The 14,204-nt window shown below is 67.9% G+C and carries 15 protein-coding genes; 13 read left to right on the top strand and 2 right to left on the bottom strand.

The features are described 5' to 3' along the window. Positions 1 to 11 precede the first annotated feature (11 nt). The 13 genes from tilS (at position 12) to KY499_RS11060 (ending at position 12,505) form a co-directional block, all read left to right on the top strand. Complete coding sequence (gene tilS, locus KY499_RS11120; protein WP_123253625.1) at positions 12 to 1,049, top strand: tRNA lysidine(34) synthetase TilS; 1,038 nt, start codon at positions 12 to 14, stop codon at positions 1,047 to 1,049. Positions 1,050 to 1,079: 30 nt separating this feature from the next. Beyond that, positions 1,080 to 1,631 carry a hypoxanthine phosphoribosyltransferase gene (hpt, locus tag KY499_RS11115; RefSeq protein WP_123253598.1) on the top strand — a complete coding sequence of 184 codons (552 nt, stop codon included), beginning with the start codon at positions 1,080 to 1,082 and terminating at the stop codon, positions 1,629 to 1,631. A 302-nt stretch (positions 1,632 to 1,933) separates the two neighbouring features. Next, a complete protein-coding gene (gene ftsH, locus KY499_RS11110; RefSeq protein WP_123253599.1) occupies positions 1,934 to 4,000 on the top strand; it encodes an ATP-dependent zinc metalloprotease FtsH in 2,067 nt (688 codons plus the stop codon). Between the two features lie 10 nt (positions 4,001 to 4,010). Further along, the gene (gene folE, locus KY499_RS11105) at positions 4,011 to 4,652 is read left to right on the top strand and encodes a GTP cyclohydrolase I FolE (RefSeq protein WP_123253600.1); all 642 of its coding nucleotides are present in this window, start codon (positions 4,011 to 4,013) and stop codon (positions 4,650 to 4,652) included. Between the two features lie 11 nt (positions 4,653 to 4,663). Next, complete coding sequence (gene folP / locus KY499_RS11100; protein ID WP_219885404.1) at positions 4,664 to 5,599, top strand: dihydropteroate synthase; 936 nt, start codon at positions 4,664 to 4,666, stop codon at positions 5,597 to 5,599. 9 nt (positions 5,600 to 5,608) lie between these two features. Beyond that, positions 5,609 to 5,968 (top strand): dihydroneopterin aldolase, encoded by a 360-nt coding sequence (gene folB / locus KY499_RS11095; RefSeq protein ID WP_123253602.1) that lies wholly within the window; start codon positions 5,609 to 5,611, stop codon positions 5,966 to 5,968. Next, positions 5,965 to 6,504, top strand: a complete 540-nt coding sequence (gene folK / locus KY499_RS11090; protein ID WP_219885403.1) for a 2-amino-4-hydroxy-6-hydroxymethyldihydropteridine diphosphokinase — start codon at positions 5,965 to 5,967, stop codon at positions 6,502 to 6,504. The genes folB and folK overlap by 4 nt, the downstream gene beginning before the upstream one ends. Beyond that, entirely contained in the window at positions 6,501 to 7,025 is a 525-nt protein-coding gene (locus KY499_RS11085; protein ID WP_219885402.1) for a DUF3180 domain-containing protein, read from the top strand. Before folK ends, KY499_RS11085 begins: the two co-directional genes overlap by 4 nt. Next, positions 7,006 to 7,518, top strand: coding sequence for a PH domain-containing protein (locus KY499_RS11080; RefSeq protein WP_123253605.1), 513 nt, complete (start codon positions 7,006 to 7,008; stop codon positions 7,516 to 7,518). Before KY499_RS11085 ends, KY499_RS11080 begins: the two co-directional genes overlap by 20 nt. Positions 7,519 to 7,598: 80 nt before the next feature. Beyond that, on the top strand, positions 7,599 to 9,104 hold the full coding sequence (locus tag KY499_RS11075; protein WP_123253626.1) for a PH domain-containing protein: 1,506 nt from the start codon (positions 7,599 to 7,601) through the stop codon (positions 9,102 to 9,104). Further along, positions 9,097 to 10,017, top strand: coding sequence for a Rossmann-like and DUF2520 domain-containing protein (locus KY499_RS11070; RefSeq protein WP_219885401.1), 921 nt, complete (start codon positions 9,097 to 9,099; stop codon positions 10,015 to 10,017). The genes KY499_RS11075 and KY499_RS11070 overlap by 8 nt, the downstream gene beginning before the upstream one ends. 1 nt (position 10,018) lies before the next feature. Beyond that, entirely contained in the window at positions 10,019 to 10,915 is an 897-nt protein-coding gene (panC, locus tag KY499_RS11065) for a pantoate--beta-alanine ligase (RefSeq protein WP_219885400.1), read from the top strand. A gap of 114 nt (positions 10,916 to 11,029) precedes the next feature. After that, positions 11,030 to 12,505: an MDR family MFS transporter gene (locus KY499_RS11060; protein ID WP_219885399.1), complete on the top strand. Its 1,476-nt coding sequence runs from the start codon at positions 11,030 to 11,032 to the stop codon at positions 12,503 to 12,505. 27 nt (positions 12,506 to 12,532) lie between these two features. Here KY499_RS11060 and KY499_RS11055 read toward each other — a convergent pair whose 3' ends face one another. Both KY499_RS11055 and KY499_RS11050 read right to left on the bottom strand, forming a co-directional pair. Continuing rightward, positions 12,533 to 13,366, bottom strand: coding sequence for an alpha/beta fold hydrolase (locus tag KY499_RS11055; protein WP_123253609.1), 834 nt, complete (start codon positions 13,364 to 13,366; stop codon positions 12,533 to 12,535). 172 nt (positions 13,367 to 13,538) lie between these two features. After that, positions 13,539 to 14,165 carry a thymidine kinase gene (locus tag KY499_RS11050; RefSeq protein ID WP_123253610.1) on the bottom strand — a complete coding sequence of 209 codons (627 nt, stop codon included), beginning with the start codon at positions 14,163 to 14,165 and terminating at the stop codon, positions 13,539 to 13,541. Positions 14,166 to 14,204 lie beyond the last annotated feature (39 nt).

Below are 14,204 nucleotides of genomic sequence, written 5' to 3'. Positions count from 1 at the left end.
CGGCGCGGAAGATGCTCGGGGACGCGCTCGCGGAGGCAGGGTACCCGGCGCGCGTCCTGGTCGCGTGCAGCGGCGGGCCGGATTCGCTCGCCCTCGCCGCCGCTGCCGGGTATTTCGCCCGCCGGGGCCACGTTGACGGGCATCCGGTGACCATCGGCGCAGTCGTGGTCGATCATCAGTTGCAGCCGGGTTCGGCGGCGGTCGCGTCCGTTGCGGCCCGGAAGCTCACGGACCTGGGGCTCTCGCCCGTCACGGTGCGGGCCGTTGATGTCGCGTCCACCGGGATCGGCCCCGAAGCCGCGGCACGGGACGCCCGCCATGCGGCGCTCGATTCCGCGGCCGAGGAATCCGGCGCCGGTGTGATCCTGCTGGGACACACCCTCGATGACCAGGCCGAGCAGGTGTTGCTCGGCCTGGCCCGGGGGTCCGGCACGAGATCCCTGGCCGGTATGCGGCCCGCACGCGGGCGCCTGCTCCGGCCCTTCCTGGGACTGCGCCGGGCCGACACCCTGGCCATCTGCGACGCGGAGGACCTGGCCCCCTGGCATGACCCGTCCAACGCCGACCCTGCCTACGCGCGCTCCCGGACCCGGGTGGAGGTGCTGCCGCTGCTGGAGGAAAAACTCGGTCCCGGCGTCGCCGAATCCCTTGCCCGGACCGCGGCAATCCTGCAGCACGACGCCGACTTCCTCGATGACCTGGCGGGCGACGCCTTTGCCAGGCTCGAGGAGCGGTCCGGGGCCGGGGTCAGCCTCCCGGAAAATGCGCTGCGGGAACTCGCGCCGGCGCTGCGGTTCCGGGTAATTGCCAAGGCCGCGGCCGCCGTCGGCGGTCAACAGCCCAGTTACCGGCGGTTGCTCGCGGCGGAGGCGCTCCTGCGCCGGCAGGGATCGGCCGGTCCGGTGGAACTGCCGGGAGGTGTGAGCGTCTACCGGCTCTCGCTCGCCGAACTGCAGGCAGAGGCGGCAACCGCGGGGGCAGGCGTTCCCCGTGAAGGCGCGCGCTGTGGGAAACTGGTATTCCGGCCTCAAAAACCGCCCCGCAATTAGTCGCACCCCGCATCGACACAGGAGCCATTGGTGGATTCAACCGACGTCCAGGCAGACCTCAAGCACGTTCTCTACACCAAGGAACAGATTCAACAGCGGATCACCGAACTCGCGGCGCAGATCGACAAAGACTACGAAGGCCGCGATCTGCTGATCGTGGGTGTCCTCAAGGGCGCCGTTATGGTCATGGCAGACCTCGCCCGCGCGCTGCACAGCCACGTTTCGATGGACTGGATGGCGGTCTCCTCCTATGGCTCCGGCACCCAGTCTTCCGGCGTGGTCCGCATCCTCAAGGACCTCGACACCGACCTGATGGGCAAAGACGTCCTGATCGTCGAGGACATCATCGACTCCGGACTGACACTGTCCTGGCTCAAGACCAACCTGGAATCCCGCGGCACGGCGTCGGTGGAGATCTGCACTGCCTTCCGTAAGCCCACGGCCCTGAAGGTCCAGATCGACGTAAAGTACGTTGGCTACGACATCCCCAACGAGTTCGTGGTCGGCTACGGCCTGGACTACGCCGAAAAGTACCGCAACCTGGACTTCGTGGGCACTTTGGCGCCGCACGTCTACGAGTAAACGCAGGGCGGCAGGCACACCCGGCTGGAAGACCAGCGGACGGACGGCTCCGGCCCGGAACAATCCGTTCCGGGCCGGAGCCGTCTGTGGCAGCGGAGTCCTCAGCGAGCCGCCGGCGGGGTCCCTCGGCGGCACTCCGGGCCGGCCGGGCCACCGGCACGCTACGCCCACAGGGAACTTTTGTACGTCTCCGTGCGTGAGTCCCTGCGACGGTGTATAGCTAGAACTTGACGCAACACCACACGTGCGCAGAAACTTCGCCGTGCAGCACTACCAGGAGGGACGGGGCCAGCCCCGCACAGATGAAAGCTAAGAGTTTCTTCAAGGGCCCCGGCATCTGGATTGTCGCCGTCATCGCCATGCTCCTGCTCGCTTTTGCCACCCTGGCACCGGGCGGCGCCAGCCGGATCGACACGGACAAGGGCCTGGCCCTGCTGGCCCAAAGCGGACAAATCGAACAGGCCAAGATCTTTGACGGCGAAAACCGTGTGGATCTGGTCCTGAAGGACGACCTGAAGATCGACGGTCAGGACAAGGGCAAGAACGTCCAGTTCTACTACGTGGATGCCCGCGCCCTGGACGTGGTCAAGGCAGTCACGGACACCAAGCCGCCGGGCGGCTTCACGGACCAGCCGGTCGAGAATAACTGGCTGTCCGGGCTGTTTTCCCTCCTGATCCCCGTGCTGCTCCTGGGCGTGCTTTTCTGGTTCCTGCTCTCCCGGATGCAGGGCGGCGGGTCCAAGGTTATGCAGTTCGGCAAGTCCAAGGCCAAGCTGGTCAGCAAGGACATGCCGCAGGTGACCTTCAGTGACGTTGCCGGCGCCGACGAGGCCGTCGAGGAACTCGAAGAAATCAAGGAATTCCTGCAGGAACCGGCGAAATTCCAGGCAGTCGGCGCCAAGATCCCCAAGGGCGTGCTGCTCTACGGCCCGCCGGGCACCGGCAAGACCCTCCTGGCCCGCGCCGTGGCCGGCGAAGCCGGGGTACCGTTCTTCTCGATTTCCGGATCCGACTTCGTGGAAATGTTCGTCGGTGTGGGTGCCTCCCGCGTCCGCGACCTCTTCGAACAGGCCAAGGCGAACTCGCCGGCCATCATCTTCGTGGATGAGATCGACGCCGTCGGCCGCCACCGCGGCGCCGGGATCGGCGGCGGCAACGACGAGCGCGAGCAGACGCTCAACCAATTGCTCGTTGAAATGGACGGCTTCGACGTCAAGACCAACGTCATCCTGATCGCGGCCACGAACCGTCCCGACGTCCTTGATCCCGCGCTGCTGCGTCCAGGCCGCTTCGACCGGCAGATCTCCGTCGAAGCCCCTGACCTGATCGGCCGCGACCAGATCCTGCAGGTCCATGCCAAGGGCAAGCCGATGGCGCCCGGCGTCGACCTGAAGGCGGTAGCCAAAAAGACCCCCGGCTACACTGGCGCGGACCTGGCCAACGTGCTCAATGAGGCGGCGCTGCTGACCGCCCGCTCCAACGCCAACCTGATCGACGACCGGGCCCTGGACGAAGCCATCGACCGCGTGATGGCCGGCCCGCAGAAACGCAGCCGGGTCATGAAGGAGCACGAGCGCAAGGTCACCGCCTACCACGAAGGCGGGCACGCGCTCGTCGCCGCGGCACTGCGGAATTCCGCACCGGTCACCAAAATCACCATCCTGCCCCGCGGCCGCGCCCTGGGTTACACCATGGTGGTGCCCGAGAACGACAAGTACTCCATCACCCGCAATGAACTCCTCGACCAGATGGCCTACGCCATGGGCGGCCGCGTCGCCGAGGAAATCGTCTTCCACGATCCGTCCACCGGGGCGTCCAACGACATCGAGAAGGCCACCGGGATCGCCCGGCGGATGGTCACCGAGTTCGGCATGAGCGAGCGGGTCGGGTCGGTACGGCTCGGCCAGGGAGGCGGCGAGCCGTTCCTCGGCCGTGACGCCGGCCATGAGCGGAACTACTCGGACCAGATCGCCTACATCGTCGACGAGGAAGTGCGCCGGCTGATCGATGGCGCCCACGACGAGGCCTACGCCATCCTGATTGAGAACCGCGACGTCCTGGACCAGTTGGCGCTGGAATTGCTGGAACGCGAAACGCTGAACCAGGCCGAAATCGCGCACGTCTTCACGGATATCCGCAAGCGCGATTTCCGCGAGGTGTGGCTTTCGAAGGAATCCCGCCCGGTCCAGCAGGCAGGCCCCGTGGAGTCCCGCCGGGAGAAGGCCGAGCGGGAGGCGCAGGCAGAAGCCAAGCATGCCCGGCTCGAAGAGCCGCTGGACGCCCAGCCGCCGCACGCCCAAGGCGTCCCGGGGCATGAACCGTTCCGGGGCGGAGCGACGGATATCGGGTCCGACGGTCATCCCGGCTAGGCTTGCCTCTGTGACCTTTAACTTCGATGACGACGAACCCGCCGCCGCCGCCTTGGCGGCGGGCGGCGAAGCCCAGCACCCGAGCCACAAAGTAGACCGACCGCGAATCGAGGCGGCGGTGCGCGAAATCCTGTTCGCCATCGGCGAGGACCCGGACCGCGGCGGCCTGCTGGACACCCCCAAACGGGTGGCCAAAGCCTACTCGGAGATGTTCGCCGGCCTGCACCACGATCCGGCGGAAATCCTGGCCACCACCTTTGACCTCGATCACGAGGAACTCGTGCTGGTCAAGGACATCCCGTTCTATTCCACGTGCGAGCATCACCTCGTGCCGTTCCACGGAGTGGCCCACGTAGGCTACATTCCCTCGCACGAGGGAAAAGTCACCGGACTGAGCAAGCTGGCACGGGTGGTGGACATGTTTGCCCGCCGCCCCCAGGTCCAGGAGCGCCTGACGACCCAAATCGTCGAAGCCCTCGTTACCCACCTCAACCCCCGCGGCGCGATCGTCGTCGTCGAATGCGAACACCTCTGCATGTCGATGCGTGGCATCCGCAAACCTGGCGCGAAAACCGTGACCAGCGCGGTCCGCGGGCAACTTCATGATCCGGCCACCCGCGCCGAAGCCATGAGCCTCATACTCGGAAGGTAACCAACCAGACTATGGATTCCCTCGCAGCAGCGCCCGGCACCGGCCCCGCAACTTCACCCCTGCCCATTCTGCGCAGGCCGCGCCCGGCGGCGCGGTTCGATGACCTGCCCACCGACCGGACCCTCGTGATGGGGATCCTGAACGTTACCCCCGACTCCTTCAGCGACGGGGGCAAGCACGCCACGGCAGACTCGGCGATTGCCGCCGGTTTGCGGATGTTCTACGCCGGTGCCGACATCATCGACGTCGGCGGCGAGTCCACCCGCCCGGGCGCGGAAGAAGTCGGCCCGGATGAGGAACAGCGCCGGGTTCTGCCGGTCATCGAGGCACTGGTCAAAGCCGGCTCCCTCGTCAGCATCGACACCACCCACGCGGCCACCGCAGCAGCGGCGCTGGCTGCAGGCGCCGCAATCATTAACGATGTCTCCGGCCTGAGCCTGGAACCGGAAATGGCGGAGCTCGTGGCCCGCACCAGGGTGCCCTACATCCTTATGCACCGCCGCGGCGACGCAGGCACCATGGACTCCCTGACCGAATACCGGGACGTGGCAGCAGACGTTGCCGCCGAACTGGCCGGCGTCCGGGGCAAACTTTACGCGGCGGGCGTCGCCCCGGAGCAGATCATCCTTGACCCGGGCCTTGGCTTCGCAAAAACGGACGCGCAGAACTGGGAGTTGCTGCAGGGCCTGGACGCGCTGGCGGGAATGGGGCACCGGATCCTGATCGGCGCGTCCCGGAAACGCTTCCTGGGCACCCTCCTGACGGTGGCCGGCAAGTCCGCCCCGCCCGGGGAACGCGACGCCGCGACCGCCGCCGTCACCGCGATCAGTGCCGCCCGCGGCGCCTGGGCGGTGCGGGTGCACGACGTCGTACCCAGCCTGGACGCGGTCAAGGTCGCCGCGCAGATGTCCCCGGTCGCCTCCGGTGCCGTTCCCGTCAACGACTGACCGGCAGCCATGGACAAGATCACGCTGACCGGAGTCACTGCCGTCGGCCACCACGGGGTGTTCGACTTCGAGCGCCGTGACGGCCAGCCGTTCGTCGTCGACGCCGTCCTGCACCTTGACTTCAGCCGGGCCGCCGTCTCCGACGATGTGCTGGACACGGCACATTACGGCGAAGTGGCCGAACGCATCCGCGGCTGGATCACCGGGGAGCCCGTGAACCTGATCGAGGCCCTGGCCGTGCGGATCGCCGAAGACGTGCTGCGCAGCTTCGCCGTGGCAGCCGTGGACATCACCGTGCACAAGCCCAAGGCTCCGATCGAGGTCGACTTCGGCGACGTTTCCGTCACGGTCCACCGGGTGCGGGCATGAGCTCCGGTTATACGCGGGCCGTGCTGGCCCTCGGCAGCAACCTGGGCGAACGCAGCGAAACCCTCTCCGCCGCCGTCGCCGAACTCGTTGACCCGCCGGAAGTCCGGCTCCTGGCCATTTCGCCGATCGTCCAGTCGAAAGCGGTGGGCGGCCCAACCGGCCAGCCGGACTTCCTCAACATGGTGATTGCGGTGGAGACCTCGCTGCCGCCACTGGAGTTGCTGCGGCACTGCCAGACGGTCGAACAACAGCACCACCGGGTCCGCGACGTCCGGTGGGGTCCGCGGACCCTGGACGTGGATATCATCACCTACGGGGACATCGTGAGCACGGATCCGACGCTGACGTTGCCGCACCCGCGGGCGGCGGAACGCGCGTTCGTGCTTTACCCATGGTCCCTTATTGACCCCGCGGCGGAGCTCAACGGCGAACGGGTCGGTGATCTTGCGGCCCGGGCCGCGGACCTCCCGGGCCTGTCAACGTTTGACGGTTTCCAGCACGCCGAGGACACGACCGGAGCGGTGAAGCGGCCGTGAAGCTGACCAGTCCCTTCCTCCTGCTGGCCATCAGCGTCGCGGTGGCCCTCACCGGCTGGTTCGCGGCCGTGATAACCGGACGCTACAGCCTCCCGACGCCGGTGCTGCCGCTCACGGGACTCCTGACCATGGGGGTGATCGTGGCCCTCACTCTGGTCCTGGGCATCCGCGTCCTGCGCTGGCGGAACGGCAGAAAAAAGAAGATCCTCAACCCCATCCTGGCCGCCTGGACCCTGGTCCTCGCCCAGGCCTGCGCCTACACCGGCACCGTGCTGCTCGGCTGGCATGCGGGGGTCTTCCTGGACCAGTTGCGGCTCTGGAACCTGCGAAGCGACCACGGCATCACCTGGCAGGCGGTGGCCATGGCCGGCGGCGGCCTCATCATGGTGATTGTGGGTCTCGTCGTCGAACGCTTTTGCCGGATCCCGCCCGAAGTCGGCGACCCCGATTCGCCGCCGCACCTGCAGGGGAAACACGGCAAACCATCAGCAGAAGGTGAATATGCCTACCGAGGCGATTGATCCCCCGGGCCTCACCTGGCTGCGGGTGTCGCCGAAATACATCACGGTGCGCCTGGCCGGCTGGGCACTCGGAAACCTCCTCGCCGTGGCCCTCGTGAGCCTGCCGCTGATTTTCGTCCTGACCGGCTGGTGGCGGTGGCCCCCGGTATGGCTGGCCGCCGCACTGCCGGGCGCCATGCTGCTCCTGGCCCTCTGGCGGCTCATACTCATCCCGCGTCAGGTACGTTCCATCGGTTACGCCGAACGGGACGAGGACCTCCTGATCCGCCGCGGCATCTTCTTCCAGCGCACCCTCGTGGTCCCCTACGGCCGCATGCAGTATGTGGACATCGGTGCCGGTCCGGTTGAACGCACCCTGGGCCTGTGCACGCTGAAATTGCATACCGCGTCCCCCGGGACCAACGCCGAAATTCCGGGCCTGCCCGCGGCAGAAGGTGCGCGTCTGCGCGAGCAGCTCTCGGCGCGCGGCGAATCGCGTCTGGCCGGGCTGTGACGGCTGCCGGTACCGGACATGCCGGGGAAGGGCCGTCCGGAGAGCTTCCCGTGGAGAAGCCCCACGACGGCTGGCTCCGGATGCACCCCGCCTCACCCTTCGTCCGCGGCTGGTTTGCGCTGGCCGCCATTGGGTTCTTTTTTGGCCGCGACACCGTCGAACGGTTGCTCCAGGGCGGTCCGCTTGTCGATGAGCAGCTCTCCGGCCGCGGGCCCTGGCTGCTGGTCTTCGGCGGCGGCATCCTGTTACTGACCGTGCTGGGGTATGTCCTGACCTGGTACTTCACGCGGTACCAGGTTGCAGAAGGCTACGTCCGGGTGAACTCCGGCCTGGTCTTCCGACAGCAGCGGCAGGCCCGGCTGGACCGGGTGCAAGCCATCGATATCGTCCAACCCCTGCTCGCCAGGGTCTTCGGGCTTGCGGAGCTGAGGTTCGAAGTGGCCGACGCCGGCGAGTCAGCGGTCCGCCTCGCGTACCTCCGGGTGAGCGAGGCCCGGCAGCTCCGGGCGACAATCCTTGCCCGCGCCGCCGGCGTTCTCCCCGCCCCGGGCGCCCCGGACGCCGTGGAAGCGCCGGTCCAGACGGTCCTGAGGGTGCCGCCGTCGCGCCTTGCCGGCGCCCTCGCGCTGAGCGAGCAGAGCGTGGTGCTGATCGCCGGCGGCGCCCTGTCGGTCGTGCTGTCGGCCCTCACCGAGAACCGCAACTTCTCTTTTTTCCTGATCCCGGCCGGGATCGGGCTCCTGGCGGCCTACTGGTCCTCGTTCAACAAGGGCTACAACTTCACCGCCGCCATCTCCCGCGACGGCATCAGGCTCCGCTACGGACTGCTGGATACCCAGGCCCAGACCGTGCCGCCGGGCAGGATCCAGGCCCTGCAGATCAGCCAACCGCCGCTGTGGCGGATTTTTGGCTGGTACCGGATGCAGGTGAACGTGGCGGGCTACGGCGCAGCCGGCGGCAGCGGCGATGCCTCCGCCAGGACCACGCTGCTGCCCGTGGGAACCTTTGCCGAAGTGCTGACCATGCTCTCCCTCGTCCTGCCGGATCCAGGCACCCCCGACCCGGTGCGCGTTTTTACGGCCGGCCTCACCGGATTCGCGGGTGCCCCAGGCGACCCGGATGCCTCAAGTGTCCGGGACACCGGCGACGACCCGGTATCGGGGCCGGACCGCAACACCGGCGACGGGTTCATCACCACACCACGCCGTGCCCGGCTGCTTGCTCCACTGGGCTGGCGGCGCAACGGCTACACCGCGACCGGGACAGCACTGTTGCTGAGATCGGGCCGCTGGTGGCGGCACCTCGTAGTGGTACCGCATCAGCGCACCCAGTCCATGGCGCTCGAACAAGGCCCGCTGGCCCGCCGGTTCCGCGTCGCGGACCTCGTCCTGCACACCACGGCAGGCCCCGTCGCCCCCAGGCTGATCCAGGCCGGGCTGGACGAGGGGCGCACACTGCTTGACGCGCAGGCTGCCCGGGCCCGGGCGGCCCGGAAGCGGCAGACCAGCGAACACTGGCTGGACCAGATCCAACAGGCAGCCCGGGAACCGTCCGGGAACACACAGGAAGACCCCAACCATGGCTAAACCAGGACGCCTCGGCGTTGGAATCATCGGCGCCGGCAAGGTCGGTGCCGTGCTCGGAGCGGCGCTGCGGGGAGCGGAGCACGCCGTCATCGGGGTCTCGGCCGTCTCCGATTCCAGCCGCGAACGTGCCGAAACCCTGCTGCCGGGCGTACCCATCCTGGAGGTGCGGGACATCGTCGAACGCGCGGAACTGGTGCTGCTCGCAGTCCCGGATGATGCGCTCGGTCCGCTCGTGGAGGGCCTGGGCCGGCTCGGCGCCTGGCAGCCCGGTCAACTCGTGGCGCACACCTCCGGCCGTTTCGGAGTCGGGATCCTGCACCCGGTCCGTGCCGCTGGTGCCGTGCCGCTGGCGCTGCACCCGGCGATGACCTTCACCGGGATGAGCCTGGACCTGACCCGGCTGCTGGACTGCACCTTCGGCGTCACGGCCGACGCCGCCATGTTGCCGATCGCGCAGGCCCTCGTGGTGGAGATGGGCGCCGAGCCGGTAGCCATTGCCGAGGCCGACCGCGTGCTGTATCACGCGGCCCTGGCCCACGGCTCGAACCACCTTGTCACCCTGGTGGCGCAGGCCTCCCAGCTGCTGAGCGAAGTCGGCGTCGAAGCGCCCGAACGCATGCTGGGACCGCTCCTGCGCGCCACCCTGGAAAACGCCCTCGCCTCTGGCGAGGCGGCGCTCACCGGACCGGTGGCCCGCGGCGATACCGGCACCGTGGCAGCCCACGCGGAGGCCCTCCGGGAATACGACGGCGGTTCAGGAGGCGATATTCTGGAGGCCTACCTGGCCATGGCCCGGGCGACGGCCCGCCGGGCAGGAAGCCGCGGACTGCTGAAACCGGAACAACGCGAGGGCATCAGCGAAGCCCTCGACGGTCCGGCCCACGATGGCCCGCCCTCCCCGGAAGGACCCTGACATGGCGATCCAACTCGTGACCACAGCCGCTGAACTCCGGGCCGCCAGCTCCCGGCTGCTGGCCCGGAAGCACGGCACGTCGCAGGGGCTCGTGCCGACCATGGGCGCCCTGCACGAGGGACATGCCCAGCTGGCGCGCACCGCCGTCGAACAAAACGACGTCGTCGTGGCAAGCATCTTCGTCAACCCGCTGCAGTTCGGCGAAGCCGCGGACCTGGACCGATACCCCCGGACGCTGGAAGCGGACATGGCGCTGCTGGAAGCGGAGGGCGTGGACCTGGTCTTCGCCCCCGAGGTGGACGAGGTCTACCCCGACGGGGAACCCCTGGTCCGCATCACCGCGGGCACACTGGGGCAGAAGTGGGAGGGAGAGTCCCGTCCCGGGCACTTCGATGGGGCCCTGACCGTCGTGGCAAAGCTGCTGCACTATGGCATGCCGGGATCAGCACCCGGGACGCTACCGGCTTACCGGGCGTATTTCGGCCAAAAAGACGCACAGCAACTGACCCTGGTCCAGCGGATGGTGACGGACCTGAACTTCCCGGTCGAGATCGTGCCGGTACCCACGGTCCGTTCCGCGGACGGACTGGCCCTGTCCAGCCGTAACCGCTTCCTGTCCGCCGCTGAGGCAGAGGCCGCCCTCGTGCTGTCCCGGGCCCTGCGGCTGATCGAGGCCCGCGCCAACGCGCACGAACCGCTGGGCCTGGCCTCGGCACAGGCCCTGGTCGCGTCCCAGCCGCTCGTGGAACTGGACTATTTCGACGTCGTGGATCCGCGGACCCTGGAACCCTTCGCTGAGAACTGCCAGGACACACCGTTCCGCGGCGAGGCACTGGCGATCATCGCGGCCCGGGTGGGGCCGGTGCGCCTGATCGACAACATCCCGCTGAGTTCCTGACCCCGCGTTGGTATAAGCCGACGCCGGGGAATGACTCGCGCGGCCAGGCTGTTGGAACCAGCAGCGGCGCCGACGCCCATTGGCAACACTTCCACTTTCCCGAAAGTACCCCCCATGTCTACAGACGTTTCTTCAAGCGCGCACGGAAACCCGGAGCACGCAGCGGCCGGGGAGGCGGCGATGGGCCTCGATCTGGCGGCGCGGCCGCAGAAGATGTCCCGCGAATCTGTCACCATCATCACCACGCTGCTCGTGGCCACGTTCGTTGTGATCCTCAACGAGACGATCATGAATGTGGCGCTGCAGCGTTTGATGGTGGACCTTCGCGTTGACGCCCCCACCGTACAGTGGCTGTCCACAGGCTTTATGCTCACCATGGCGGTCGTGATTCCGACCACCGGATTCATCCTGCAGCGACTGACCACCCGCGCAGTGTTCATGCTGGCCATGGGGCTGTTCTCGGGCGGCACCCTGCTGGCCGCCCTGGCGCCGGGCTTTGAAGTCCTGCTGCTCGCCCGGGTCATCCAGGCCGGCGGCACGGCGATCATGCTGCCGCTCCTGATGACCACGATCCTCACACTGGTGCCGCTGGAGCGCCGCGGAGCCGTAATGGGCAACGTCAGTATTGCCATTTCGGTGGCACCGGCGATGGGCCCCACGGTGTCCGGGCTGATTCTCGAGCACTTCTCCTGGCGGTTTATGTTCGTCTTCGTCCTGCCGATCGCCCTCGCCGCGCTGGCCATCGGCGCCAGGTACCTGACCAACATCGGCGAGACCGGCAAAACCCGCCTAGACGCGCTATCCGTCCTGCTGACGGTTCCCGCTTTCGGCGGCCTGGTGTACGGCCTGAGCCAGATCGGTGGCGGCGGCCAGTCCGGACCGGGCGCCTCCGCGGTGATGGCCCTTGTGGTCGGCGTCGTGGCCCTGGCGGGTTTCGTCCTGCGGCAGCTGAAGCTGCAGAAGACCGACGGACCCCTGCTGGACCTTCGCGCCTTCGACTTCCGGATGTTCACGGTGTCCGTGCTGTTGCTGGTGGTGGCCATGATCGCACTGTTCGGCACGGTGATTCTGCTGCCGCTGTACCTGCAGGAAGTCCGTGGGCTTAGGGCACTTGAGACGGGCCTCGCCCTGCTTCCGGGCGGCCTCGCGATGGGACTGCTGGGGCCCTTCATCGGGCGCCTTTTCGATAAGGTCGGACCGTTGCCGCTGACCGTGACAGGGTCCTTGCTGATGGTGGCCGCACTGTGGCAGTTCTCCACGCTGGACGCCGGATCGCCGGTCGGCTGGATCATTTCGCTGCACGTCGGCCTGAGCCTGGGCCTCGCGCTGGTGTTCACACCCGCCTTTACGACCGGCCTGAACCCGCTGCCGCCGCACCTGTACTCGCACGGCTCGGCCATCCTGAGTACGCTGCAACAGGTCGCCGGCGCTGCGGGGACGGCGCTCCTGGTCTCCATCTATGCCGTCGTCGCCGCGGCCGCGGGCGCCGTCGCCGGGATGCATGCGGCGTTCCTGACCGCGGCCGTCATAGCCCTCGCCGCCGTCGTGCTGTCCGCCATGATGCGCAAGACAGCCGGGGCGGCACACTAGCCCCGCGTTGCCTGGGGGCGGGCGGGTTCAGCTGGCAAAGAACTCGCTCAGTTCGGTGATCAGCTTGTCCGGCGCCTTGTTGACACCGTCGTGCCCCATACCGGGCAGGATCGTGTAGCTGGAGCCGGAGAGCACGTCGTGGATCTGGGCGCAGGCGACACCGAAATAGGCCGGGCTCTTCTCGCCCACGATGATCAGCGTCTCCAGCGGCAGCTCCAGGAACGGCTCGGCCGGCATATCGGCGGCGATGATGGCCTTGATCTCGCGGACGCCGGTTTTCATCAGGTCGCGCATCTGCTTGCCCAGCGGGGTGGCAGCGGAGAGCTTGTTTGCCAGGGTCAGCATCGACAGCGGCATCCGGGACAGGGCGCTGCTGGTCTCCAGGCCCTTGATCAGCACGGCCAGGGCGCGGTCGTCGTCGCCGGCCGCCGTCGCCTTTTCATATTCCACGGTCCAGTCCGCCGTCACGCTGTGGTTCACGGACACGGCCGGGTCGTAAACCGCCAGGCGTTCCACCGGCAGGGTGCGCGCCGCGTGCAGGGCAACCGCGCCGCCGAAACTGTGACCGAAGATGTCCGTGCTGGAGGTGTGCTTCATGACCGCATCGAGATCGCGGATGTCCACGTCCAGGGTGTAATCCTCCGGCTGCGGAGCGGACGCGCCACGGCCCCGCCGGTTAAAGGTGTGGACGGGGCGTCCGAGGGAGGCGCTGAGTTTTTGCGCGAAACGGGTGTAGTCGGCGGCCGTCACCATGGAGGCCGGCACAACAACGATGCCCGAGCCCGCCGCGGCCAGCTCGGCACCCGTGCTGAAAAGCTCAATCGTTCCGCCGTCGGGGGTTCTGATGTTCTCGCGGGTCATGGTCCGAGCCTAGCCGAGGCAGCCCGAACCGCGCAGTAGCTTTCACTGCTGCACGCGCGGCGGCCCGCGCGGCGGCTCGCCGGCGGCACGTTCAGCAGGGCCGGCAGTATGGAGGGGGACAGCGTACGGACCAGCGTACGGACCAGCGTACGGACCCTTACGGTCCGGGCATTCAGCTGCCCAGCCGCCCGCCTGAAACCTCGAGATAGCAGGAGCCGCACAGGGACTCGTACCAGACGTCCTGGCCGTCGATAGCCACCTGGTCGCCGTCGAACACCACTGCCTCGCCCACTCTGCGGGTGTTGAAGATGGCTTTGCGGCCGCACCGGCAAATGGTTTTGAGCTCCTCGAGCGTGTGGGCGATCTCCAGCAGCCGGAGCGAGCCGGGGAACGCGCGGGTGCGGAAGTCCGTGCGGATGCCGTAGGCCAGCACGGGCACGTTGTCGAGCACCGCAATCCGAAACAGATCGTCCACCTGCGCGGGTTCCAGGAACTGCGCCTCGTCCACCATCAGGCAGGCCACTGGGGGCGTGTCGACGTGCTGCAGCAGGGCATCGGGGTCGTCGCCGGCCGCGTGCGCCGCGAAGATGCTGCGGGCGGAACTGCCGGCCGGGATCAGGAAATCCACCGAACGGGTCATCCCGAGGCGGGACACGATGCCGGAGTCGCCCTTGGTATCCACGCCGGGCTTGGCGAGGAGGACCCGCTGGCCCCGTTCCTCGTAGTTGAAGGCTGCCTGCAGCAGGCCCGTCGACTTGCCGGAGTTCATCGCGCCGTAGCGGAAATAGAGCTTGGCCAAGGGGGTCCTTTCGATGGGGCGCCCATTGATTCTAAGGGG

This window comes from Arthrobacter sp. PAMC25284, from assembly GCF_019443425.1.
GTDB lineage: Bacteria > Actinomycetota > Actinomycetes > Actinomycetales > Micrococcaceae > Arthrobacter > Arthrobacter oryzae_A.
The sequence above is the reverse complement of the archived record's forward strand: the minus strand, read 5'-3'. Positions and strand labels throughout refer to the sequence as shown.